Annotated in this window: 21 protein-coding genes; 7 read left to right on the plus strand and 14 right to left on the minus strand. The window is 64.6% G+C overall.

Features of this window, described 5'->3' with window-relative positions:
• Positions 1-26: 26 nt before the first annotated feature.
• The 6 genes from MJ8_RS22735 to uxuA form a co-directional block, all read right to left on the minus strand.
• Positions 27-1559 (minus strand): sugar ABC transporter ATP-binding protein, encoded by a 1533-nt coding sequence (locus tag MJ8_RS22735; protein ID WP_201410954.1) that lies wholly within the window; start codon positions 1557-1559, stop codon positions 27-29.
• Positions 1549-2532 (minus strand): ABC transporter permease, encoded by a 984-nt coding sequence (locus MJ8_RS22740; RefSeq protein ID WP_201410955.1) that lies wholly within the window; start codon positions 2530-2532, stop codon positions 1549-1551. Before MJ8_RS22740 ends, MJ8_RS22735 begins: the two co-directional genes overlap by 11 nt.
• Before the next feature lie 224 nt (positions 2533-2756).
• Positions 2757-3788, minus strand: a complete 1032-nt coding sequence (locus MJ8_RS22745) for a sugar ABC transporter substrate-binding protein (protein ID WP_201410956.1) — start codon at positions 3786-3788, stop codon at positions 2757-2759.
• A gap of 27 nt (positions 3789-3815) precedes the next feature.
• Complete coding sequence (locus MJ8_RS22750) at positions 3816-4667, minus strand: IclR family transcriptional regulator (protein WP_201410957.1); 852 nt, start codon at positions 4665-4667, stop codon at positions 3816-3818.
• Positions 4667-5809 (minus strand): extracellular solute-binding protein, encoded by a 1143-nt coding sequence (locus MJ8_RS22755; protein WP_201410958.1) that lies wholly within the window; start codon positions 5807-5809, stop codon positions 4667-4669. The genes MJ8_RS22750 and MJ8_RS22755 overlap by 1 nt, the downstream gene beginning before the upstream one ends.
• 100 nt (positions 5810-5909) lie before the next feature.
• The gene (gene uxuA / locus MJ8_RS22760) at positions 5910-7094 is read right to left on the minus strand and encodes a mannonate dehydratase (RefSeq protein WP_201410959.1); all 1185 of its coding nucleotides are present in this window, start codon (positions 7092-7094) and stop codon (positions 5910-5912) included.
• 185 nt (positions 7095-7279) lie between these two features.
• Here uxuA and MJ8_RS22765 point away from each other — a divergent pair, with 185 nt between their 5' ends.
• The 4 genes from MJ8_RS22765 to MJ8_RS22780 are packed head-to-tail and all read left to right on the plus strand — an operon-like array spanning position 7280 to position 10635.
• The gene (locus MJ8_RS22765; protein WP_201410960.1) at positions 7280-8014 is read left to right on the plus strand and encodes a FadR/GntR family transcriptional regulator; all 735 of its coding nucleotides are present in this window, start codon (positions 7280-7282) and stop codon (positions 8012-8014) included.
• A 16-nt stretch (positions 8015-8030) separates the two neighbouring features.
• Positions 8031-8816: an SDR family NAD(P)-dependent oxidoreductase gene (locus tag MJ8_RS22770; RefSeq protein WP_201410961.1), complete on the plus strand. Its 786-nt coding sequence runs from the start codon at positions 8031-8033 to the stop codon at positions 8814-8816.
• A 2-nt stretch (positions 8817-8818) separates the two neighbouring features.
• A complete protein-coding gene (locus MJ8_RS22775) occupies positions 8819-9934 on the plus strand; it encodes a mannonate dehydratase (RefSeq protein WP_201410962.1) in 1116 nt (371 codons plus the stop codon).
• Positions 9934-10635, plus strand: coding sequence for an RraA family protein (locus MJ8_RS22780; RefSeq protein WP_225247998.1), 702 nt, complete (start codon positions 9934-9936; stop codon positions 10633-10635). Before MJ8_RS22775 ends, MJ8_RS22780 begins: the two co-directional genes overlap by 1 nt.
• 32 nt (positions 10636-10667) lie before the next feature.
• Here the strand turns inward: MJ8_RS22780 and MJ8_RS22785 are convergent, their stop codons facing one another.
• From MJ8_RS22785 to MJ8_RS22820, 8 genes are all read right to left on the minus strand, one after another.
• Positions 10668-11579, minus strand: coding sequence for a DMT family transporter (locus MJ8_RS22785; protein ID WP_201410963.1), 912 nt, complete (start codon positions 11577-11579; stop codon positions 10668-10670).
• 83 nt (positions 11580-11662) lie between these two features.
• On the minus strand, positions 11663-13456 hold the full coding sequence (locus MJ8_RS22790; RefSeq protein WP_201410964.1) for a hydantoinase B/oxoprolinase family protein: 1794 nt from the start codon (positions 13454-13456) through the stop codon (positions 11663-11665).
• A 27-nt stretch (positions 13457-13483) separates the two neighbouring features.
• Positions 13484-15544 carry a hydantoinase/oxoprolinase family protein gene (locus MJ8_RS22795; protein ID WP_201410965.1) on the minus strand — a complete coding sequence of 687 codons (2061 nt, stop codon included), beginning with the start codon at positions 15542-15544 and terminating at the stop codon, positions 13484-13486.
• Between the two features lie 26 nt (positions 15545-15570).
• On the minus strand, positions 15571-16533 hold the full coding sequence (locus tag MJ8_RS22800; protein WP_201410966.1) for an ABC transporter permease: 963 nt from the start codon (positions 16531-16533) through the stop codon (positions 15571-15573).
• Positions 16534-16556: 23 nt separating this feature from the next.
• Positions 16557-17582 carry an ABC transporter permease gene (locus MJ8_RS22805; RefSeq protein ID WP_201410967.1) on the minus strand — a complete coding sequence of 342 codons (1026 nt, stop codon included), beginning with the start codon at positions 17580-17582 and terminating at the stop codon, positions 16557-16559.
• Positions 17579-19066: a sugar ABC transporter ATP-binding protein gene (locus MJ8_RS22810; RefSeq protein ID WP_201410968.1), complete on the minus strand. Its 1488-nt coding sequence runs from the start codon at positions 19064-19066 to the stop codon at positions 17579-17581. Before MJ8_RS22810 ends, MJ8_RS22805 begins: the two co-directional genes overlap by 4 nt.
• A 160-nt stretch (positions 19067-19226) precedes the next feature.
• Positions 19227-20285 carry a TMAO reductase system periplasmic protein TorT gene (torT, locus tag MJ8_RS22815; RefSeq protein WP_201410969.1) on the minus strand — a complete coding sequence of 353 codons (1059 nt, stop codon included), beginning with the start codon at positions 20283-20285 and terminating at the stop codon, positions 19227-19229.
• Positions 20286-20519: 234 nt separating this feature from the next.
• Positions 20520-21890 (minus strand): aspartate aminotransferase family protein, encoded by a 1371-nt coding sequence (locus MJ8_RS22820; protein WP_201410970.1) that lies wholly within the window; start codon positions 21888-21890, stop codon positions 20520-20522.
• 159 nt (positions 21891-22049) lie between these two features.
• Between MJ8_RS22820 and MJ8_RS22825 the strand changes: the two genes are divergently transcribed.
• Genes MJ8_RS22825 through MJ8_RS22835 form a run of 3 tightly spaced genes read left to right on the plus strand, consistent with a single transcriptional unit; the run spans position 22050 to position 25278 of the window.
• Complete coding sequence (locus MJ8_RS22825; RefSeq protein WP_201410971.1) at positions 22050-22739, plus strand: GntR family transcriptional regulator; 690 nt, start codon at positions 22050-22052, stop codon at positions 22737-22739.
• Between the two features lie 2 nt (positions 22740-22741).
• Positions 22742-23863, plus strand: a complete 1122-nt coding sequence (locus MJ8_RS22830) for an NAD(P)/FAD-dependent oxidoreductase (RefSeq protein WP_201410972.1) — start codon at positions 22742-22744, stop codon at positions 23861-23863.
• A complete protein-coding gene (locus MJ8_RS22835; RefSeq protein ID WP_201410973.1) occupies positions 23863-25278 on the plus strand; it encodes an FAD-binding oxidoreductase in 1416 nt (471 codons plus the stop codon). The genes MJ8_RS22830 and MJ8_RS22835 overlap by 1 nt, the downstream gene beginning before the upstream one ends.
• Positions 25279-25419 lie beyond the last annotated feature (141 nt).

The raw sequence follows: 25419 nt of genomic DNA on the forward strand, positions 1-25419 counted from the left end.
GAATGCCGAGGCGATGCGCCATGGTTCTATCCGATCGCCGCATTGAGGATCTTCTCCTGCGTGGCTTCCTCGCGTGGCATCAGCGCGGTCAGGCGGCCCTCGCACATCACCGCGATCCGATCGGCGAGGCCGAGCAGTTCCGGCATCTCCGACGTCATCATGACCACCGCCAAGCCCTCGCCGGCGAGCCGGTCGATCAGCGCGAAGATTTCCGACTTGGCGCCGACATCGATGCCGCGTGTCGGCTCGTCGACGACGATGACCTTCAGGCCGCGCATCAGCCAGCGCGAGATCAGCACCTTCTGCTGGTTGCCGCCCGAGAGGTTCTTGATCTGCTGGAACAGGCTGGGGGTCTTGATGCGGAAGCGGTCGACATAGTCCTGCACCGCCTGGTGTTCCTTCGCCTTGTCGACGAAACCCAATCGGGCGAACGCGCCGAGCGAGGCGAGGCTGGCATTCTGGTACACGGGCAGCTCGCCCATCAGGCCCTCGCTTTTGCGGTCCTCGGTGAGCAGGCCTATGCCGAGCCGCACCCCGGTGCGCGTGTCGTGCGGCGCAAGGCGCTGACCGTCGACCGTGATGATGCCAGAGGTGATCGGGTCGTAGCCGACGATCGCCTTGGCGAGCTCGGTGCGGCCGGCGCCCATCAAACCGAAGAAGCCGAGCACCTCGCCGGCGCGTGCCTCGAAGGACACGTCGATGAGCTTCTTGGCCGTGCTGAGGTTTTCAACCGACAGTGCCACCTTGCTGCCCGCCGCGCCGCGCTGGCGCGGAAAGAGGTTGTCGATCCGGCGGCCGATCATGTCCTGGATCAGCGTGTCGTTGGTGTGCTCGCCGATCGGCTTGGTCGAGATGTGGCGTCCATCGCGCAGCACCGTCACCGTGTCCGCGATCTCGAACACCTCGTCGAGCTTGTGGCTGACATAGACCACGGCAATGCCGAGCGCCGCCAGGCGGCGGATGACGGTGAACAGCAGCGCAACTTCGTTCGGCGTCAGCGAGGACGTCGGTTCGTCCATAACCACCACGCGCGCCTCGTGGGCGAGCGCGCGGGCGATCTCGACCATCTGCTGCTGGCTGACCGGCAGCGATCCCGTCCGCGCCGCTGGATCGACGTCGAAGCCGATGCGGTTGAAGAGTGCCGCCGAGTCGGCGCGGATCTTCTTCCAGTCGATCGAGCCGGTCCTGCCGGTCGGATAGCCTTCGAGGAAGATGTTTTCCGCGACGGTGAATTCGGAGATCAGCGCGATCTCCTGGAACACGACCTTGATGCCTTCCTTCAGGCTGTCGCGCGGCGATTTGATGTCGACCTCCCGCCCGCGCATGCGGATGGTGCCGGCGTCCTTGCCGTAGACGCCGGCCATGATCTTGATCAGCGTCGACTTGCCGGCGCCGTTCTCGCCCATCAGGGCGTGGATCTTGCCGGGCTCCAGGGTGAAGTCGACATTGTCCAGGGCCACCACGCCCGGGAAGCGCTTGCCGATGCCGCGCATCTCCAGCGCCGACACATTCGTGTCGATCGGCGCGCCTTCGCCGGGATGAAGGAAATCAACGGACATTGGCTTTGTTCCGGATGATGTCGAGATAGGTCGCCAGGATGATGACGATTCCCGGTACCACCATCTGCAAGTCCTGGTTCCAGCCGAGGATGATGATGCCGTTGTCGATCACCTTGAGCACCAGCACGCCGAGCAGCGTGCCGAACAGCGAGCCACGGCCGCCGAGCAGGCTGGTGCCGCCAAGGATGACGGCGGCGATCACCGTCAGCTCGAAGCCGCGCCCAGCGGTCGGCTGGCCGGCATTCATCAATGACGACAGGATCATGCCGGCGACGCCGACGGCGAGGCCGGTGACGACGAAAGCAAGCAGCTTCAGCCGTTCCGAACGCAGGCCGGACAGGCGCACCGCCCTTTCATTGGCGCCGACCGCGTAGAGATAGCGACCGAGCGTGGTGAAGCGCAGCGTCACATAGGCGACGACGAAGATCAGCGCGGCGATGATGACGGGTACGGGTACCGCGCCGACATAGCCGGCGCCGAGATCGGTGAAGCTTGCCAGTTGGTTGTGGTTCTGCACGGCTTCGCGCGTGAACAGATAGACGCCGCCCTGCAGCATCATCATGGTGCCGATGGTGGCGATCAGCGAGTTCACCCTGAGCTTGGTGACGACAAGCCCGTTGAACAGACCGACTCCCCCGGCGAAGGCAAGCGCTGCCAGCATGCCGAGCGCGAGGCTGTGCGTGGAATTGAGCACCGCCATGCCGATGCAGCCGACAAAGGCGAGCGATGCGCCGACCGACAGGTCGACTTCCGCCGTGATGATGAGCATGGTCATGCCCGAGGCGACGATCAGCACCAGCGCGCATTGGCGCAGGATGGCGATGATGTTGGCTTCCGAATAGAACTGCGGCGCCGCGATCGAGATGGCGATGCAAAGCACCGCCAGGATGGCGCCCAGCACCAACTGGCTGCTGCCGAGAAGCTGGCCGCCGATAGGACGCTTCTGCGCGGAAGCGTGAGTAAGCTCGCTCATGTCAGTCCGTTCCCGTCGCTAGAGCATGATGCCGAAAAGTGTGAGGCGGTTTCGGACGACATCATGCTCTATCTCTCGGATTTAGAGACGGATTCAGATTTCAGGTCGAACAGACCTGAAATCATCCGGCTCTAAGGTCAGGCACCGGCGCCCATGTCCTTGCCGGCCATCGGCGACTGGCAGGCAGCCCTTCCCGCGACGCGGGAAGGGCCGTGTCGATCGACCTATTTCTTCAGGTCGGCCGAGGTCTTCATGCACTTTGCCGGCGGCTGCAGCGCATTGACGGCGTCCCATTTGATGGTGCGGGTCTTGCCGTCATAGTCATAGTATTTCTTCCAGTCGTCGCCAGTCATCGGCGCGGTCGGGCTGACGATGTGCTCCGGCACCTGCTCTCCGTTGAAAAGCTTGACCGCCGCGTCGATGGTGGTGAAGCCTTCCTTCTCCGGGAACATGGCGGCCTCGATGCGGTAGGACGGCTCGTTCTGCATGGCGTTGATGAAGGCGAGCCCTTCGCCGCCGGTGCCGACCGTCAGCAGGCCGTCCTGCGACTTTCCGGCGGCCTTCCATGCCTGCAGACCGCCCAGCGACGAAGAATCGTTGACACCGTAGATGATGTTGATGTCGGAATTCTTGGCGAGCGCTGCCGAGGAGACTTCCAGAGCGCGGTCCGGATTGCCGCCGCCGTCGAGGTCATGCACCATCACAGCATCGGGGATGACGGTCTTAAGCCCATCCATGAAGCCGTGCGAGCGCAGCACCGTCGCCGACAGCAGCGGCAGGCCGACATTCATCACCTTGGCGACGCCGCCGAGCTTTTCCTTGGCATATTTTCCGGCCTCGACGCCGGAGAAGTAGCCGGTGTCGTAGTCGCAAATGGCGACCATCGTGGTCATGCCCTTGACCGGGTTGCCCTCGAGCACCACCGGGATGTTGGCGGCCTTGGCCTGACGCAGCAGCGGCACCACGCCTTCCTCATTCACCGGGGTGATGATGAGCACGTCGACGCCCTTGGCGATGAAGTCTTCGGCAGCGGCGACCTGCTTAGCTATGTCGAGATTGGCGTCCTGCACCTCGACGTCGATCCCGAGTTCCTTGCCGTGCGCCTTCATGCCCTTGATGACGTTCTGGTACCACTCATGCGTGGCGTAATTGGTGACGTAGCCGATGTGCTTGGGCATGTTCTCGGCGCGCGCCGCCGCCGCGCCTATGGCCAGCATGGCCGCGGATGCGAGCAGGATTGATTTGGACCAGTGCATTTTTCTCTCCCAGGTTTTTCGTTTATCTCAGTCGCTGAACGGGTAGTCCCGCCGTTCCGGGTCGGCACGTGAAGAGCTGTTGGCTTCGCCCCAACCGAGCGCGGCCGATATCTTCTCGGCGGCGGTCCGGGTTCGTTCGAAGACGGTTTGACGGTCGAAGCGCGCCGCCTTCTGAGGCAGCAGCGGGACCGTGAGCGCGGCGATGACGGCGCCGACATGGTCGCGCACGGGCATGGAGATGTTGGTGCAGCCCTCGACGGCCAACGACGCGCGCATCTCGTAGCCGAGCCTGGCCACCTCGTTCAGCCGCGCCTCGATTTCCTCGCGCGTCCCCTGCCCTTCGCCGGCAGCGACGATCCGCTCGACGATGCGGTCGCGCTCCGCCCGGTTCGAATGGGCGAGCAGCACCGCGCCGGAACTGGTTTCGAGGATCGGGAAATGCGATCCGAGCGCAACCGAGTAGCGCATCGGCAGCGGCGAATCGATCTGCAGCACCACCAGGGCGTTCTGTCCCTCGCGCACCACGAGGTGACAGCTCTGGTCGGCATTGGCGGTCAATTCGCGCATCACCGGCAGCGCGCATTCGACCAGCCTGTTCACCGGCGGATGCATATGCGCCAGCTCGAACAACTTCAGCGACAGCCGGAAGCGGTCCGATTGCGTGCGGAACAGGTAGCCGCGCTTCTCCAGTAAGAGCAGGATGCGGTAGATCTCGTGGATGGACCTGCCGAGGCCGGTGGCGATCTCGGTCTGGGTCATCGCTTCGGCGCTTGCAGCCATGAACTCCAGCACGTCGAGCGCCTTCTCCACCGCCGGCACGCGATATCCGTTGCGGCCGCTTTCGCTTTCCTCGAGCGTTTCGGCAATACCGGCAGCCATCACGCGACGCTCCGTTCCGGTTGCCTGGTTTCGCGATAGAGGCGGTTGACGTGATCGGCGAGTTCCGCAACCGAGATGTCGCCAGCAATGGCGGCGGCCGCGCGCGGCGCGCATTCGCGGAAGAAGGCGATGAAGCCCGGATGCGTCGGGCGCAGATAGGACGAGCTGATCGTGCGCAGCGTCGAGGCGAAGAAATCGCCGGAGAGGCGATTGACCTCGGCATCCTTCCAGGCGGCCAGCGATCCCGGCTGTCCGCCCGACCTCACATAGTCGCCGCGCTGATAGTCGGGCGAGCATAGGAAAAGCGCGTAGTCGATCGCCGCCTGCTTGTGCATCGACTGGGCGCTGACGCCGATGCCGGCGCCGCCGAGTAGTGCGCCGGCCGATCGCGCGGTCGGCACGTCGGCGAAGCGCAGATACGGCCTGTCGGTTTTCGCGGCGTAGTTCACATAGCCGAAGGCGAACGGCACATAGACGACATCGTCATGCGCGACCATGTGGTCGTAGCAGCGGATCGGATTCCATTTGGACGAGTTCGGATGCGACAGCGCCGCCAGTTCGCGCAGCTGCCCGATGGCATGGTCGACCATATCGGTCGCGATGAACTGGTCGCCATGTTCCTGCGGATGTCCGAGCGTCAAAAGCAGGCACATCGCATCCGTCGGCACGAAAGGCAGGCCGAGCCATTTGCCGTCCTTACATGCGCGGCGGCCGAGCTCGACGACTTCTTCATGCGTGCGTGGCACCGGTCCGTAGCGCTCCAGAAGATCCGGACGATACGAAGCGACGTGGCAGGCGGCGTCGATCGGCAGCGCCCATTGGCGTCCGTTCTTTTCGTAGGACCGCCAGGACGGACCGACGGAGTCCTGTTCGAAGAAACGGACCTGCTCCGCCGACAGAAAGCCGTCGAACGGCACCATCAGCTCGTCCTGCGCGATGTCACCGATGAAGGGATGGTCGAACACCACCAGGTCGTATTCGCCGAGCACCGGGCCTAGCGCGCCCTCGCCGAATTCATAGAGGCTGCGGCGGTCCCATTCGATCTCCAGACCGGGATTGGCGGCGCAATACGGCGCGACGCTGGCGTCCAGCGGACCCCAGCAACGTCGATGATCCCACGCAAGACCGCGCAGTCTTGTCATATCCGGCAATTCCTCCCTGGAACCGGGCCACGTGCCCGGTCCGCAAACCACTAGCAGGTATTTTTACCTGAGCAAATAGTTTTTACATACGCAAACCACTTCAAGCCAGCCCGAACCGCTCGACGGCCCGCATGATGCCGCGCAATTCGGCGAGGCCCTTGAGCCGGCCGATCAGCGAGTAGCCGGGATTGATCCTGGTCTTGCCGATGTCGTCGGCGAGCAGGTGCCCGTGGTCCGGCCGCATCGGAATGCGCCAGTCGGCGCGGCCTTCCTTGCGGCGACGCGCCTCCTCCTGCATCAGGGCGAGGATGACATGCGCCATGTCGGTGCCGCCCTCGAGATGCTCGGCCTCATGGAAAGAGCCGTCATCCTCGATGGTGACGTTGCGCAGATGGACGAAATGGATGCGGCTGGCGAACTCCTTGACCATGGCGACGATGTCGTTGTCGGCGCGCGTGCCGTAGGAGCCGGTGCAGAAGGTCAAGCCGTTGGCCGGGCTATCGACGGCATTGAGGATGAAGCGCGCATCCTCGGCGGTCGAGACGATGCGCGGCAGGCCGTAGAGCGAGAATGGCGGGTCGTCGGGATGGATGCACATGCGCACCCCTTCCTGCTCGGCCACCGGAATGATCTCGCGCAGGAACCAGGCGAGATTGTCGCGCAATTCCTTCGGCCCGATCGCATCATAGTCAGCCAAGGCCTCGCGAAAACTGTCGCGGTTGTAGGCGCGCTCGGTTGCGGGCAGGCCGGCGATGAGATTGCGCTCGATCCTGTCGATCTTCTCATCGTCAAGTTCCTTCAGCCGCGCTTCCGCTTCGGCGATGCGGGCGGGCGTGTAGCTGGCTTCGGCATTCCGGCGCTTCAGCACAAACAGGTCGTAAGCGGCGAAATCGATCGCATCGAAGCGCAGCGCATAACCTGTCGTCGGCAAGCGATAGGCCAGATCCGTCCGCGTCCAGTCGACCACGGGCATGAAGTTGTAGCAGATCGTCGCGATGCCGGCCTTCGCCAGCGCCCGGATCGTATCCTTGTAGAAGCCGACATAGCGGAGCCGCTCCGGCGAGCCGATCTTGATCGAGTTGTGGACCGGAATGCTCTCGACCACCGACCAGGTCAGCCCCGCCGCCTCGATGATGCGCTTGCGCTCCAGGATGTTCTCCAGCGGCCAGACGCGGCCGTCATAGATGTCGTGCAGGGCCGAAACCACGCCGGTCGCGCCCGCCTGCTTGACGTGATCGAGGGTCACCGGATCGTCGGGACCGTACCAGCGCCAGGTTTGTTCCATTTGCCGCCTTCCTTCGTGAGAGGTCGGCAACTTATTGTTGGACCACAATGAGAGTCAAATTAAAATTTGACACTTGTGAGTGGTTGCGCGCCAGGTTCATCCCGGGGAAAATTACCAAGTCCAAGTTCAAACCGGTTGTTTTCCTCAAACCATACGATATTCTGGTCCAACAATTAGGAGGATCGATGCCGGAAAACCCCCAAGCCGTGCGCGACAATGTCGCCGCCCGCCGCGCCGGCGGCGGCTCCGCGGTCGACACCGCCGCCGGACGGATCCTGGACCTCATCCGCGCGCGGCAATTGAATGTCGGCGACGTGCTGCCGACGGAGCGTGAGCTCAGCGAAATCACCGGCGCCAGCCGCAATACCGTGCGCGAGGCGCTGCGCACCATCCGCACCTACGGGCTGATCGAGCCCAAGCCGCGTGTCGGCGCGGTGCTCGCCAACGGACAGAGCATCGCCATCCAGAATTTCTTTGCAGCGCATATGGATGTCTCGCGCTCGTCCTTCGCCGACATCCAGGGTTTCAGGCGCATCATCGAGGTCGGCATCGGCGACCACATCGTGCTTAACGCCACAAGCGAGCAGATCGAGGCGCTCGACGAAATCAACGCCAGGATCGTCGACAGCCGCTCGATCGAGGAAGCCGCCGAAAACGACTTCAATTTCCACATGGCGCTGATCGGCCTGGCGGACAATCGCATGCTGACGGACATGTATTCCTTCCTGTCCCCGGTGATCCTGCGGATCATGACCATCGGCAAGGAAATGCGCCCGGTGCTGGCCGACACCCGTGCCGCGCATGGCGAGATCATCGCTGCGCTGCGCGCCCGCGACAGGCTGGCTTACGCCTATTTGATGAGCCGCCATCTCGATTTCGCCTTGCGCTTCCTGCCGGAAGAACCGGCTTCCGAGACGTGACCAAGGAGTTTCAGCTATGAAGGATTTTGAAGGCAAGGTCGCGCTGGTGACCGGAACGACCGGGATCGGCCTCGCGACCGCCAGGCGCCTCGCCGCCGGCGGCGCCGCGATCGTCGCCTGCGGTATCGACCGCGCGGCCAATGCCGCGATGCGGGCGGAGTTGGAAAGCTCCGGGGCCGGAGCGCTGATCGTGGACACCGACGTCTCCGTGCCGGAGCAGGTCCGCGATGCCGTCGCAGCCGGCGTCGAGCGTTTCGGCGGCCTCGATGTGATCGTCAATTCGGCGGCGGTCCATCCCTATGGGACCGCGACGACGACCGACTGGGAAACCTGGAACAAGGCGATGACCGTCAATGTCGGCTCGATCTACCTGACCGCGCATTTCGGCATCCCGGAAATGGTCAAGCGCGGCGGCGGCACGATCGTCAATGTCGCCTCGGTGCAGGGTTTCGCCTGCCAGCAGAACGTCGCCGCCTATGCCACCACCAAAGGCGCGATCCACACGCTGACACGCTCGCTGGCGCTCGACTATGCGGCGGCCGGCATCCGGGTCAATTCGGTCAGCCCGGGCTCGATCCGCACACCGATCCTGGAAAAGGCCGCGCGCGGCGACAACGGCAGCGACGCCGATGTCGAGGAGGCTTACAAGCGCTTCGGCGCGGCCCATCCGCTCGGCCGCATCGGCGAACCCGAGGAAGTGGCCGAGCTCATCGCCTTTCTGTGCTCGTCGAAGGCCGGCTTCTGCACCGGCGCCGACTACAAGATCGATGGCGGCCTGACCGCCGGCATCGGCGTGAAGTGACCATGAAGATCGGTCTTGGCCTTTACCGGGAATCGTTGACATCAGACAATTTCCGCTTTGCCCGTCAGGCAGGCGCCACGCACATCGTCGCCCACCTCACCAACTACTTTCGCGGGCGCGATCCTTCGCTGTCGGCCGGCAGCGAGACGGAGGGCTGGGGCGACTGCTCCACAGATGAGCTATGGAACTATGAGGACTTCGCCGGCCTGGTGAAGACAGTGCGCGACAACGGCCTGGAAATCGCAGCGATCGAGAATTTCTCGCCCCGCTTCTGGTCCGATATCTTGCTCGACGGTCCCGATCGGGCGAAGCAGATTGAGGGATTGAAACGGCTCATCCGCGATGCCGGGCGCGCCGGCATCCCTTGCATCGGCTACAACTTCTCCATCGCCGGGGTCTGGGGTTGGTCGCGTGGACCCTTCGCGCGCGGCGGTGCGATGTCGGTGGGGCTCGACCTTGCGGCGATCGATCCCCATCTGCCCCTGCCCGATGGCGTGGTCTGGAACATGCGCTACCGCGCCGGCCGGCCGGGCGCAGCGCCGGTGAGGGTGAGCAGCGATGAGCTTTGGCAGCGGCTCGGCGCCTTCCTGCGCGACGTCGTTCCCGTGGCTGAGGAAGCCGGCGTGGTGCTCGCCGCCCATCCGGACGATCCGCCGGCCGAGGCTTTGCGGGGCGCGGCGCGACTGGTCAACCGTCCGGAGAAATACGACCGGCTGATGGACATCGTGGATTCGCCGTCCAACGGACTGGAGCTGTGCCTCGGCTCGCTGCAGGAAATGCCGGGCGCCGACGAGATTTACGGGCATGTCCGGCGCTTCGCCCGACGCAAGCGCATCGGCTACATCCATTTCCGCAACGTGCGCGGCAAGGTGCCGAACTACCACGAAACCTTCGTCGACGACGGCGACATCGACATGGCCGAAATCGTCCGCATCCTGCGCGACGAAAACTATGACGGCGTCATCATCCCCGACCACACACCGGAAATGTCCTGCGACGCGCCCTGGCATGCGGGGAAGGCCTTCGCGCTCGGCTATATGCGCGCGCTGGTGCAGAACGCCGAGGCGCTGGGACCTTCGCGGACCGTTCAATCCACCAACATCCGGATGCAAGCCTGATGACCAGATCGACACGTCTCTATGCCGACGATGCCGGAATGTACCGCCTGTTCGAGGAAGAGCTCTTCGTCGCCGTGGTCGGCGATGTGATGGATACGCTGGGGCTGCAGCATCAGTTCCTGCCGCCGGTGTTCAAACCCGTCGACGAGAAGACGCGATTGCTCGGCCGGGCCATGCCCGTGCTCGAGACCGATATTTTTCCCTCCGGGGAGGCGACGCACAATCCGCTCATGAGCAAGCCGTTCGGGCTGATGTTCGAGGCGCTGGACGATCTGAAACCAGGCGAAATCTACGTCGCCAGCGGCGCCTCGCCCCGCTACGCGCTGTGGGGCGAGCTCATGTCGACACGTGCCAAGATCCTCGGCGCGCATGGCGCGCTGGTCGACGGTTTCGCCCGCGACACCGACGGCATCAAGGCGCTGGGATTTCCCTGCTTCTGCACCGGCTACTACGCGCAAGACCAGGGCTTGCGCGGCAAGGTTATAGACTATCGCTGCGCGCTCGAGATCGGCGGCGTGCGCATAGAGCCGGGAACGCTCCTCTTCGGCGACAAGGAAGGCGTACTCGTCATCCCACGCCAGGCGGAAGAAGAGGTGGTGCGGCTGGCGCTCGAAAAAGTCCGCGGCGAGAAGCTCGTCGCCAAGGCGATCCGCGAAGGCATGAGCGCGGTCGATGCCTACAAGACCTTCGGCATCATGTGAAAGGTCGTTGCCCGGCAGCGGTCATCACACGGTCAGTCGGGCTTGCGCGACAGCACCAGGTACATGGCTGCGAGCATCAGGACCAGGGCCAGCCAGAACGACGCGGCCGGTCGTTCGTCGAAGACGGCCAGGCTCCAGAGGATGCCGGCGGCCACGGCCAGATAATTGAAGATCGAAAAACGCGTCGGCCCCATCCGGGCGACCAGCTCGAAGAACAGGACGAAGAAGATGGCATTGATCGCCGTCGCGAGAACGAGCGGCGTCGCGGTCCTGCCGGTCCACTCGGAAGGCAACGCTGCACCGCCGAGCGCAAGCATGACGACGCCGGCAACCACGGCCGCTCCCAGCAACGTTCCGGCCGCCATTACCGCGGAGGACGCGCCTTCGGGACGCAGCCATTTGGCGCAGTTGTTGGCGGCAGCGAACATGACCGGCGCAAGGAGCGCCACCAGAAACCAGACGACGCCGTCGGAGCCGACAACGCCAGCGTCGGGCAGCGCGAGGACAGCCACGCCGGCCACGCCGAGCAGCATTCCGGCGAGAGTGCGCCAATCGAAGCGATCGAGGCCCGCCAGCGCGCCGATGCAGAGGGTGAATATGGGAGAAAGGCAGAGCACCAGGGTCAGCACCGAGGCGTCGACATGCGGAGCCGCTGAAACCAGGATGCCGATCGGCAGGCCAACCACCAGGCCACCCAAGATCAGGTACGTACGCACCTGTCCGGCGGTAAGGGCAAACCGACCGCCGGTGACGGCGGCCGCCAGGACCAGTGTCACGCCTGCCGCAAGAGATTGCGCGAAGGCGAAGCCCACGGGCGGCCATTGCGTTTCGGCGGCCAGCCGGTTGACCGGAAAAATGCCGCCATAGATCGCCGCTGCCAAGAGCAGAAGAGCGGCGTCGGTCGGCGGCAGGCCCTTGCGAGCTACAACTCGGTCGTCACGCATGGCACACCCCCCGTTAGGCGCCCTTTTCCCAACCAATAGTCCGGAATTCGAGGTCCACCGCAGACCTGTTCCACCTATCGGAGTCAGACCGTTCTGAGGGCGGCTGTACGAGCTTCGTCGACCTGGAGCAGGCCAGGCTCGTCGGCCTCGACCAGAACCACCTTGTAGACCGTCTCGGCATCCTCGCGGCTCAGCCAGCCGCGATTGACGGTCGCCGCGACACGCCTCGGATCGCGCTTCAGCGGATCGCCGTAACCGCCGCCGCCGCAGGCGGTGAACTCGATGCGGGCGCCATCCTCGATCGTCTCTTCGCTGAAGGCCGGCAACACGATCTTCTCACCGGCCCTGAGCTTGATCGTCTCGCTCTCCTTGCCGTCGCCGCCGCCCAGCACGCCGCGCGGCGGGAAGCTGGTGCCGTCGGCCGCGTAGACGATCGTCATGTCGTGGTCGAGCGGATAGAAGACGCCGCCGGTCGCCGGCGCGCCCTCGAACTCGCCGAAACCCTGCGATCCGGGCAGCACGCCACGGCGCTCGATAACGATCGGATACATCGACTCGTCGACCTCGACCGAGTCGAGCTGGATGAGACCGGCATTGGCCGGGCCGCAATAGGTCAGCCAGCCGTCGAAGCCGTGGCGGGCGCCGCCGCCGGCATAGCCGACAAAGACCTGGTTGACGTAGGACTTGCCGTGCTTGAACGGGTCCTGACCGGAGATGACGCCGACCCCTGCCGGCAGGTGCGAGCCGCTCTCGGCCTGGCCGTAAGGCGCGCCCATGCGCGAGAATACGCAGTTGCCGGCAATCATCAGCCGGTCGTTGACGTTGGTCGTGGCGACCGAAGTGCCGACCGGATATTTCGGCTTGCCGATGGCGCTGCCCTCGCGCAGCAGCACCTTGATCTGCGACTTCGCGCCCTCATTGTGCGGGATGCTTTCGTCGAGATTGTTGAAGACGCCGATGCGGCAGGAGCCGGTGGCGGTGTTCTCCGACAGGTTGAGGCCGCCCGGCACGTTGTCGATGTTGTCGCGCACGTCGACGACTATCTCGCCCTTCTCCGGATAGACATTGATCGTCACCTTGACCGGGATGCCTTCGTCGGCGACGCCCGGCACCGGGTCATGGCGCGTCTCGTAGCTGTAGCTGCCGGCCGGCAGCTTGGCGATCGCCGCCTTGGCGCAGCGCGCGCCGTAGTCGAACCAGTCCTCGACGAAACCGAGAATCGTGTCGCGGCCATAGCGCGCGAACAATTCGCCGATACGCCTTTCGCCGGTGCGGCAGGCGCCGATCTGAGCGCGAACGTCGCCCAGCCACATGTCCGGCACGCGGTTGCGCATCGTGCCGATGCGCAGGATGTCCTTCTTCTCCTCGTAGTTCTGCGCGACGCGCACGCAGGGGAAATGCATGCCTTCCTCGAAGATGTTCTTGGCGAAAGGCAGGTAGGTCGACGGCACCGGCGCGCCGGTGTCGGCGTGGTGCGACAGCGCCACGACCCAGAACAGCGGCTCGCCCTCGAAGAACACCGGCATCGCCATGATCAGGTCGGCATGGTGCGTGCCGCCGGTATAGGGACAGTTGTTGAGGAAGATGTCGCCTTGCGCAATGTCGTCGAAGAGATCCGTCAGCGGCCGCGTCGCCATGTCCATCGACATGACATGGATCGGCAGCGCGTCCTCGACCGAAACCAGCCTGTGGTCGTAGGTCAGGATGGCGCAGGAGAAGTCGCGCGCATTCTTGATCACCGCCGAGCGGCTGGCGCGCATGACGACCAGGGTCATCTCGCGCACGATCGCCTCGAAGCGGCTCTTCAGCACCGACATCAGGAAGGGGTCGACACGGCGTTCAGCGACGTCGAGCTCGAGCCTGTTGATGGAGTCCATGGGTCGTTCTCTCACGTGATTGTTGAACTAGGCGATGTTGACGACGAGATTGCCGTAGCGGTCGATCTGCCCTTGATGCTGGTCCTTGAGATAGGCGGTGAAGGTCTCGGCTTCGACCAGGCAGGGGCCGGCAAGCTGCGCGCCGGCGCGCAGCTGCGCAAGTTCGTAGACCGGAACCGTTTCGACACGCCCGCTTTCCTGCTGGTAGATGCCGCGCCTGGCCTTCAGGTCGATCGGGCCATTCTGATCGGGCAGCGTGTTCTTCTGCCAGATATCCTGGCCCGAGCGCTTGCCGATGGCGCGCAGCTTCCACGCCGTGAACTCGACGACGTCGTTGTCGGCGCGGATCGAATAGATGCGCTCGTGCATCTTGTGGAAGGCCTCGACCAGACCCGGCAGATCGCCCTCGGACACCACTCCGTCCTTTGCCTCGAACGGCACCTCGATCTCGAAGGACTGGTATTCGTAGCGGCCGAGGAAGGAGAATTCGAACTGGCGGTTCTCAGGCGCCACGCCGGCTTCGGCGAGGAAGTTGTCGCCGGCCTGCTTCAGCCGCTTCAGCGCGTCGTTGACGCCGGCGACGTTGAAGTCGGCATCGGAGGTGAGCAGCACCGCGCTCTCTTCCGAGCGGATGTCGGAGATCAGGCCGCCGAAGGCGCTGAGGCCGGCCATGAAACGCGGCACCATATAGCGCTTCAGGCCGAGGATGTCGGCCATCTCGGCGATGTGGATGGCGGTGGCTCCGCCGCCGCAGACGAAGAAAGAGTCGCGCGGATTGATGCCCTCGCGCACGGTGATCTCCTCGATCGCCGCCACCATGTTGTGGTTGGAGGTGGTGTAGATCGCGTAGGCGGCTTGCTCGCGCGTCACGCCGAGCCGCGCGGCGATCTTGTCCACCGCGGCCTCAGCCAGCTCGCGCTTCAGCTGCATCTTGCCGCCGAGGAAGTAATCCGGATCGACGATACCCAGCACGACATTGGCATCGGTCACGGTCGGCTCGGTGCCGCCCTGACCGTAGCAGGCAGGCCCCGGCCGCGCGCCGGCGCTGCGCGGGCCGACCTGCAGCAGGCCGCCTTCGTCGACAAAGGCGATCGAGCCGCCGCCGGCGCCGACCGAGCGCACGTCGACCTTGGGAATGCCGAGCGAATCGTCATGGATCATGCTGTCCGGCGTGACGATGATCTGGTGGTCGCGCAGCGCCGAGACGTCGAAGGTCGTGCCGCCCATGTCGCCGACGATGATGTCAGGCTCGTCGGAGAGCGCGAGCGCCGCCATCGGCGCCAGCGTCGGGCCGGACATGACGCTGTAGATCGGCTTCCGGATCATGTCGGCCAAAGGCATCATGCCGCCGACGCAATTGGCAAGCAGCAGCTCGCCCGCGAAACCTTCCTCGTCGAGCGCGGTCTTCAGCTTCTCGATATAGGTGCGCACGATCGGATTGATCGAGGCGTCGATCGCGGCCGCGATGATGCGCTTGTATTCGCGCGGCATCGGGTTGATCTCATGGCTGAGCGTCACCGGAATGCCCGGCAGCTCTTTGTCCAGGATCTCGCGCACGGCAAGCTCATGCGCCGGGTTGACCACCGACCACAGCAGGCCGACGGCGATCGCCTCGACGCCGAGGCCGCGGAATTCGGCGGCCGCCTTGCGCACGTCATCCAGCGACAGAGGCGCCAGTTCGCGGCCGCGCGCGTCGATGCGGCCGGCGACCGTCTTGGTGAGATGGCGCGGCACATAGGGATCGGGATAGTTCAGCCGCCACTGGAAAGCCCCTTTGCGCGGGCCCTCGCGCAGCACGAGGATATCCTGGTGACCGGCGGTCAGGATGAGGCCGACCTTGACGGTCTTGCGTTCGACCAGCGCGTTGGTGGACACGGTCGAACCGTGCACGATGAGGTCGATCTCTCTCATGAAGTCGGCGCCGCTCAGGCCATAGCCCTCGGCCGCAACATGCAGCACGTTGATGAAGCCTTTTTCGAATTCGCCAGGCGTCGTCGGCGACTTGAAGATCGCGATCTCGCCCTTGCTGTTCGAGACGAGGCAGTCGGTGAAGGTGCCGCCGATGTCGATGCAAACTTGATAGGCCATACGAGCTTCCCGAAGAGGTTGGAGTATCAGCGCCTGGCTTCGTCGCGATTGACGATCAGGCTGACGATGATGATGACGCCCAGGCAGATCTGCTGCAGATAGCCGTCGATCTGGACGAGGTTCATGCCGTTGGAGAGCACTGTGACGAACAGCGCGCCGAGCACGGCGGCGCCTACGCCCCCCTCGCCGCCGGAGAGGCGCACGCCGCCGACCACGGCGGCCGCGATGGCCTCCAGCGTGAGATTGCCGCCGAGATTGGGCTCGCCCGAGCCGGTGCGCGCCGTGAGCAGCAGCGCGCCGAGCGCCGCCAGCAGCGCGCAAAGCACATAGGCCAGCACCAGCACCGGCACGGTGCGGATGCCAGCCGCCACCGCCGCCTTGGGATTGGCGCCGATGATGTAGAGGCTGCGGCCGAAACGCGTCGCCTTGAGCGCCAGGAACAGAAGCACGAACACCAGCGCGGCGATCCAGATCGGCATCGGGATTGCGAGCAGCGAGCGCTCCGCGAATTCGGCGGTAAGGCTCTTCGGAAGGCCCGTGACCGGAAAGCCGCCGCTGATCGTCGAGGCAAAGGCCAGCACCATGTTGGCCATGCCGAGCGTCGTCACCAGCGGATTGATGCCGATGCCTGCGATGAGGAGGCCGTTGGCGAGGCCGATCGTGCCAGCGATCAGAACCGCCGCGCCGATGCCATAGAGGATCGAAACGTCGCCGCCCCCCATCGCCACCATCGCCATCGAGGCAGCGACGCTGACGAGCGAGACGGTGTAGCCGAGCGACAGATCGAAGCCACGCGTCAAAAGCACCATGGTCTGCGCCATGGCGAAGATGGCGAGATAGCTCGCCTGCAGCGCGATGTTGCGGAAATTGCCGACGGAAAGCACGCGCGGCTCGACCAGGCCAAACAGGACAAGCACCACGAGGATGGCGATCGGCAGCCGCGCGGCGCGCAGGATTTCCTTCGGCGAGAGGCCGGTAGCCTGGGCCATCGGTTGTGTCTTGGCCTCCGTGCTCATGCCTGCCGCTTTCTCAACAGAAGCCGTTCGATGGCCAAGGCCACGATCAGCACCGCGCCAAGCACCAGCGTTTGATATTTGCTGTTCACCTGCACCAGGTTCATGGCGTTGGCGATAACTGACAGGAACAGCGCAGCCAGCGCCACCAGTTCGGCGCGGCCGACGCCGCCGCGCAGCGACACGCCGCCGATGACCGCGGCGGCGATGGTTTCGAGCGCCAGCGTACCGCCGATGGTGGATTGGCCGGAGCCAAGCCGCGACGTCATCAGGAAGCCGGTGAGCGCGGCGAGCAGGCCGGCGAGCATATAGGCCGCGATCAGCGTACGCCCGGTAGCGACGCCCGACAGGCGCGCCGAGCGCTGGTCGCTGCCCACCGCATAGATATGACGGCCGAGCGCGGTGAAACGCTGCATGACGATACAGGCGGCAAGCACGCCAAGCGCCACCCAAAGCACGATCGGCAGGCCCAGGAACTGGCCGCGTCCGACATTGGCGACGAAGGAATCCGTCACGCCGTAGATCGGAATGCCCTGCGTGAAATAGAGCGCGATGCCCATCAGCACCGACATCATCGCCAGCGTCACCATGAAGGGCGAGAGCGAGAAGATCGACACCAGGCCGGCATTGACAACCCCGACAAGCGCCCCGACACCGAGAGCAACCACCAGCGAGGCGATGATGATGGACAATTCCATGCCGGGAAAATACCCGCTGCCGACCAGCATCACCGCGGCCGTAACGACCGAGGTCGCCGCCACCACCGCCCCCACTGACAGGTCGAAGCCGCCGGCCGTCATCACCAGCATCTGCGCCAGCGACGGGATGAGCAGCAGCGCGAAATTGCGCATGACGTTGAGCAGGTTGAGCCGATTGAGGAAGCGCGGTTCGATCAGCGCCGTCGCGACCACCGCCACGACCAGGAAGGTGATGACGATGCCGCCCTGCATGAGGAAACGGTCGAGCCGGCTCGCGCGGTGCGATGGCGCGTTGGCAACGGCCATGGTCGCCGTTTCAGAGCTCATGCGCGGCCTCCGAAATAGTGCGACAGCACCTGGGCTTCGCTGAGCTCGTGCTGGGCAAGCTCGGCGACGATTTTGCCTTCATGCATGACATAGACACGCGAGGCGAGATTGATCAGCTCCGGTAATTCGGACGTCGAGACCACGACCGAAGCGCCGGCCTCGACCAGCGACTTGATGAGGTTGTAGACATCGGCCTTGGCGCCGACATCGATGCCGACGGTGGGTTCGTCGAATAGATAGACATCGAAAGATTTCATCAGGCCGCGCGCCAGCATCAGCTTCTGCTGGTTGCCGCCGGAGAAGGCGGAGGCCTTGCGCTCGGGCGCCATCGGCCGCAATGCGAGATTGCCGAGCGGTCCCCTGATCGCCTCGTTCTCGCGCCAGAACTTCAGTACCGGTCCGGACGACAGTTGCGGCAGGTCGAGCGAGCTCATGGTCGCGTTCTCGCGCGCCGATCGCGCCAGTGCCAGGCCTTCCGATCCGCGATCGGCGGGGAAGTAGCAGACATTGGCGGCAAGCATTGATGTCGGCGTCGGCCGCTCGACCGGCCGGTCGCCCAGACTGATCGTGCCCGCCTCGATCGTCTCAAGGCCGAACACGGCGCGGCAGAGCTCGCTGCGCCCGCAGCCGACAAGACCGGCAAGTCCGACCACCTCGCCCGCGCGAGCGGTGAAGGAAGCCCCGATGACGGAGTGCTTCTGCGTCGTAAGGTCCCGCACCTCGAGCCTGACCGCGCCGGGCTTGTGCTCGATCTTAGGAAAGAGCTGCTCGACGGGACGGCCGACCATCATCTCGATCAGGCCCTCGTCCGAAATCTCCGCCGTGACCACCGTGCCGATCTTCTTGCCGCCGCGCAGCACGGTGACGCGGTCGGAGAGATTGCGGATCTCGCTCATGCGATGCGAGACATAGATGATGCCGACGCCACGCGCCTTGAGCAGCGCCACGGCGTTGAACAGTTTCTCCGCCTCGCCGTCGGTGAGCGACGCGGTCGGCTCGTCGAGGATGAGCACCTTCGGCCGCATGCGCAGCGCCTTGGCGATCTCGACCATCTGCTTTTGCGCGCGCGACAGGAAGGCGACCTTCTCGTCGAGCGGCAAATGGAAGCCGAGACTATCGAGCAGTTCGGCTGCGGCCTGGCGCATCTGCTTGCGCTTGAGGAAGAGGCCGGACGACTGCTCGCGGCCGAGGAAGATGTTTTCGACCACGCTTAGGTCGGGAACCAGACTGAATTCCTGGAAGACCGCGGCAATGCCGATCTCTTGCGCCACCTGCGGCGTCAGGCTGGTGATTGTGCGGCCGTTGATGCGGTAAACGCCTTCGGCCCAGGGAAACGTGCCGGCAATGAGATTGATGAGCGTCGACTTGCCGGCGCCATTCTCGCCAAGCAACGCGTGGACCTCGCCCTCGTTGAGGGAGAAGTCGACATTGTCGAGCGCGGCGATGCCGCGGAATCTCCTGGTGAACCCTGTAACTTCCAGCATCTCGTCCAAAGGCCCAAAACCGGCAAGAGCAATTCAAGCAAACCGCGCGGCGGTTCGCCCGGAATTGCGTCAAGTCGCCTGACCGCCTTCTGCAAGGCGGTCAGGCCGGGAGGATCGCGATACAATCGCGAAGCTGAAGGCCGCGCCGGCGGCCTCGTTGCTATTCGACCGAGAACACCGGGCGCCAGTTGTCCGGCGCGAAGATCTGGGTCGTGTCGATCTTGTCGACATTGTCCTTGGTAATGATGCCGGGGGCAACCAGCAGGACCTTTTCGTGATCCTTCTTCTCCAGCGCGCGCACCGCGAGGTCGACGCCGATGCGTCCCATGATGACCGGATACTCGGTGGCGAAGCCGAGCACCGAGCCGTCCTTGACGGCCTTCAGCATGGTCTGGTTTTCATAGGATGACATGATCGTCACGTTGCTCAAGCCGGCATCGGCCACGGCACCGATCGCTGCCTCCGCCGTCGGGGCGCCGCCCCAGATGACATTGACGTCCGGATGGGTCTGCAGTGCGTCTTCGACCAGTTTGAGCTGCGCCGGGACGCTGGCCTCGCCGAACATCTCGCCGACCAGCTTGACGTTGCCGCTCTTGGTGCTGTCGCGGAAGCCGTTCATGTAGGTCTCGGCCCAGCCGCTGCCCTGCGGTCCGGGGAACGCCACTGCGGTGCCCTGCTTGTCGCCGAGATACTTCTTCACATACTCGCCGGTCTGAAATCCCTTCTGATAGAAGTCGGGCGTGATGCGGGCAGTGATCGGCGTCTCCAGTATCGGATTGGCGACGGCGATGTTGACGATGCCCTTGCCCATGCCTTCGTTGATCTTGGCCGCCACGCCGGCTTCCGAGATCGCCGAGATCAGGATGGCGTCGGCGCCCGAGGCGACGCAGTCGTCATATTGCGAGATCTGCTTCGGCAGGGCCGTGTAGCCACCGGCCTGCAGCACCGTCACCTTGACGCCGAGACGTTTCGCCTCCTCGACGATGCCGTAGTCCACCGACACCCAGTAGCTGTCCTGCAGATGCGGGAAGAGCACGCAGAGCTTCCAGGGCTTCTCCGCTTTGTCGAGCGGCTTGTACTCGATCTCTCCGACGTTCTTGAGGTCGCCGTCCTTCGCCGAGGCGATCTTGAACGGCCACCAGTCGGCGGCATGCGCCATTCCGGCCGACAGCACCGTCGCCGACAGCGCCAAGGCCAGTGATTTCTTCAATCCTCGCATATCAGTCTCCCATTTTTCAGCGCCCTGCCGGGCTGGAGTTTTCTCGATTTCGGCTTTGGTTGCCTTTTTGTATCCAATTGCCACTTCTGTGTTGGCATTTCATGACGTAAAGCGACAAATTACAACGACAATGTATCCAATAAGAGGGAAACTTACATCTTATATCTTATATGTCAACGTGAGAATGAGCGACTGCCCCATCCGCGGCGGGACATCTGACGAAGCCCTTCAGCCCTACGGGTGGACTTGCGGCAACGCCGTGTCGAGCGAACGCTCGAACGCATCGACCAGATCGGCGACCTGCGCCTCGGTGATGATCAGCGGCGGACAGAAGGCGATCGCGTCGCCCATGTTGCGCGAGATGACGCCGTTCTGCTGCAGCAAGCTGTTGACCAGCGCGCCGAGCGCCGCCGGCTTGCCCCACGGCGCTTTGGTCGCCTTGTCGGCGACGAGCTCGACAGCGGCAATGAGACCGACGCCGCGCACCTCGCCCACCAGCGGATGCGAGGCGAGCTTGCGCAGCCTTGCCTGCAGATGCGCGCCGACCTTGCGCGCATTGCCGACGAGGTCGCGCTCCTCGATCAGCTTGATGTTCTCCAGCGCGACCGCCGCGGCGACCGGATGACCGCCGCCGGTGAAGCCATGGCCGAAGGTGCCGATCCGGTCGCTCTCGTCGGCGATCGGCTCGAACACCTTGTCGTTGATCAGCAGCGCCGAGATCGGCAGGTAGGAGGAGGAAATCTGCTTCGACAGCACCATGATGTCGGGCTTGATGCCGAAGGTCTGCGAGCCGAACATCTCGCCAGTCCTGCCGAAACCGCAAATCACTTCGTCGGCCACCAGCAGGATGCCGTATTTCCACAGCACCGCCTGGATCTTTTCCCAGTAGCCGGCAGGCGGCACGACGACGCCGCCGGCGCCCATGATCGGCTCGCCGATGAAGGCAGCGATCGTTTCAGGTCCTTCGGCGAGAATGAGCTTTTCCAGCTCGTCGGCGAGCCGGGCGGAAAACTGCTCCTCGCTCTCGCCGGACTCCGCGTCGCGCCAGTGATGCGGCGTCGATGTATGCAGGATGTTGGCGATCGGCAGGTCGAAGGAGAGATGGTTGTTGGGCAGGCCGGTGAGACTGGCCGAGGCGATGGTTACGCCATGATAGCCGCGCTTGCGGCTGATGATCTTCTTGCGCGCCGGCTGTCCAAGCGCGTTCGAGCGATACCAGATCATCTTGATCGCGGTATCGTTGGCCTCGGAACCGGAATTGGTGAAATAGGCCTTGCTCATCGGCACCGGCGCCATCTGCACCAGCTTCTCGGCAAGGTCGATCAACGGCGAGTGCGCCTTGGAGCCGAAGTCGTGATAGAAGGGCAACTTCGACATCTGCCTCGTCGCGGCGTCCACCAGCCGCTTTTCCGAGAAGCCGACGGCAACGCTCCACAAGCCCGCCATCGCCTCGATGTAGCGGTTGCCGGCGATGTCCTCGACATAGACGCCATCGCCCTTTTCGATCACAAGCGGCCCGGCCTCCTGATGCTTACGGGCGTTGGTGTAGCCATGCAGGTGATAGCGAATGTCGCGGGCTTCGGGGGAATTAGGTCTGGCGTCCATCACTGCTCCTGTCTGCAGGCGTCCAAGCGGGAATTGCCCCTGCCCCTTCTCGAAGGGCCGCGGTTCCCTCTTGCAATATGCTGTTTGATGCATCATGTTTCTTATAAGATATACTGTCAAGCCCTTTTGGGGCGATGACCGAGTGGGGACGGGAACGGCATGACGAGCTTCAGCTTCGAGACGCTCGAGCGCGAAAATCTCGGCGAGACGGTCTATGCGCGCGTCGCGGAGGCGCTGATCAAGGGACGCTTCGCGCCGGACGCGCGGCTGACCATCCGCGATCTCGCTCAATCGCTCGGCACAAGCGTCACGCCGGTTCGCGATGCTATCCTGCGCCTCATCCAGGATGAGGCCCTGGTGCAGAAATCGGCGCGCGAGGTGCGTGTTCCCATCATCACGCTGGAACGCTATCGCGAGATCCGCCAGATCAGGCTGAAGCTCGAAGGTCTCGCCGCGCGCGAGGCCGCGCTCAAGGCGACGCCCAGGGATGTCGAGCGGCTGCGCGATCTGATCGCGCGCAACGAGCGCGCGATTGCCGACAGGAACTGGACCGAAGGGCTGGAGCTCAATCAGACATTCCACTTCGCGCTTGCCGACATAGGCGACATGGTGGTGCTGCGCGGCATCCTGAACCGGCTTTGGCTGCAGATGGGGCCGCTGATCGCCGAGTCCTACCACGAAGGCGGCCGCGCCATGATCGACAATCACCACGCGGTTCTCGCTGCGGTCGAAAAGAGGGATGCCGATGCCGCCGAACGTGCGATCATCGCCGACATCACCGAGGGCGGAAACGTGATTCTCGAACGGCTGTTCAGCAGACGCGCCGCGGGCGCCAGCCAGGCGAACTGAGCATGGAGCAGGTCGACTGCATCGTCGCCGGAGCCGGCGTGATCGGCCTCGCGGTTGCCCGTACCCTAGCCGCGCGGGGTATTGAGACGCTGGTCCTCGAAGCGGCGGACGCCATCGGTACCGAAACCAGTTCGCGCAATTCCGAGGTCATCCATGCCGGCATCCACTATACCCCAGGCTCGCTGAAGGCGCGGTTGTGCGTGGCGGGACGCGACATGCTCTACCGCTACTGCGCCGAGCGTTCGATCGCGCACCGCCGCTCGGGCAAGCTGATCGTCGCGACAGACGAGACGCAGGAGCCGGTGCTGGCCACTATCCGCGCCAACGCCGCAGCCAGCGGCGTCGAGGACCTGCGCTTCCTCTCCGCCGCGGAGACGCAGGCGTTGGAACCGGCACTGCATTGCACAGCCGCGCTGCTCTCGCCCTCGACCGGCATTGTCGACAGCCACGGGCTGATGCTCGCCCTGCTTGGCGACGCCGAGGAGAACGGCGCGATGCTTTCGCTCAACACCCGTATCGTCGCCGGCCGCGTGGAGGCCGGCCGCATCGTGCTGCGGACGATGGACAAGGCGAGCGGCGAGGAGTTCGAGATCGCCGCGCCCCGCCTCGTCAACGCGGCCGGCCTCGGCGCGGTCGCCCTGGCCGGCTCGCTCGACGGGTTTGGTCGGCAATTCCTGCCGACGCTTCGCTACGCCAAGGGCAACTATTTCTCGGTAGCCGGGCGCGCGCCCTTTTCACATCTTGTCTATCCGGTGCCCGAACCTGGCGGGCTCGGCGTCCATCTCACCCTGGACCTTGCCGGCACGGCCCGTTTCGGACCGGATGTCGAATGGACGGACACGCTCGACTACCGCGTCGATCCGGCGCGCGGCGAGCGCTTCTATGCCGCAATCCGCAAATACTGGCCCGATCTGGCCGACGGCAGCCTGCAGGCCGCCTATAGCGGCATTCGGCCGAAGCTGTCGGGTCCGGGCGGAGCCAGCAGCGACTTCGTGATCCAGGATTCGGCAACGCACGGCATCCACGGCCTGGTCAACCTGTTCGGCATCGAAAGCCCCGGCCTTACCTCCAGCCTGGCGATAGCCGATGAGGTGGCGCGCCTCCTCGCGCCGGGGGAGCATTGATGGATAATCGGAAGCTGGCAAGCTTCTATGCCGCGATGGGCGAGTTGCTCGGCGGGCGCGGCTGGTCGACCGATCCGTCCGATCTCGCCGCGCATGGCCGCGACTGGCTGGATCGCTACGGCCATCCGCCGCTCGGTGTCGCCCGCCCCGCCTCGACCGGGGAGGTCGCCGCGGTCGTCAGGCTATGCGGCGAGCACCGCGTGACGATCACCCCACAAGGCGGCAACACCGGCCTCAATGGCGGCAGCGTGCTGAACGACGGACAGGTGGGGATCGTGCTCTCGCTGGCGCGGATGAATCGCATCCTGGCGATCGACCCGGTGGGTCTCACCGCCACAGTCGAGGCGGGCGTCGTGCTGGGCGCGCTGCACGACGAACTCGCTGGGCACGGTCTCGCCTTGCCGCTTCACCTTGGCGCCGAAGGCAGCGCCCGCATCGGCGGCCTGATCGGCACGAATGCCGGCGGCAGCCACGCAATGCGGCACGGCATGATGCAGGACCTGGTGCTTGGGATGGAGGTGGTGTTGCCCGACGGCGAGGTCTGGGACGGCGCCCGCGCGCTGATCAAGGATAATGCCGGCTATCAGCTGCGCAAGCTGTTCTGTGGCGCCGAGGGGACCTTGGGCGTCGTCACCCGGGCGGTGCTGCGACTGTCGCCGTTGCCCATTGCCTATGCAACGGCGCTGCTTGCCCTGCCGGATCTCGAAGCGGCTCTTCGCGTCGGCGCCTTCTTTCGTGCTCGCACCGGCGATCTGCTGACGGCCATCGAGTTCTTCGGCGAGATCGGTCTTGCCCTGGCCCTGAAGCATGTCGAGGGCCTGGACAGGCTGATCGACACGCCGGGCCCAACCTACCTTCTGGTCGAGCTCGCCACATCCGTGCCGGATATAGCTCTCGACACGATTCTCGAGAATGCACTGGCGGCAGCTCTGGAAGACGGCACCGTGCTCGACGGCGTGATGGCGGCAAGCAAGGCGCAGCGGGCGTCCCTCTGGCGCCTGCGCGAGGAGATGCCGGAAGGCCAGCGGCTGGAGGGCGTCCAGATCAAGCACGATGTCTCGGTGCCCGTGGCGCGGCTGGCCGCCTTCATCGATGAAGCCTCCCGCGCGGCTGAGCGCGTCCTGCCCGGCGTCAGGATCAACCCGTTTGGTCATCTCGGCGACGGCAATGTACATTTCAACCTCTCGCCGGCCGAAGGAAGCCGAGACTTTGCCGGCCGCGACCAGCAATTGTCCGAGGCGATCTATGACGTGGTGACCCGCCACAACGGCTCGATGGCTGCCGAACATGGCCTTGGTCAAGCCAAGGTGGCGCTGGCGGATGGGTTCCGGTCGCCCGTCGAGCGGGCGCTGATGCGCGGCATCAAGGCCGCGTTGGATCCACGCTCCGTCATGAACCCCGGCAAGGTGGTCTGACCCAACCCCCGGCTCTCCAGCAGTCGGCCGTCTGGCTTAATAGATTGTATCCAATTGTCGCGGACGTAGGCAGTTTTTCGGGTTTAAGTTGGTTCTAGCGGCAGAATTGTATCCAATGCCGTCGATCCTCCTCGGGAGCCC

This window comes from Mesorhizobium sp. J8, assembly GCF_016591715.1.
Classification (GTDB): domain Bacteria; phylum Pseudomonadota; class Alphaproteobacteria; order Rhizobiales; family Rhizobiaceae; genus Mesorhizobium.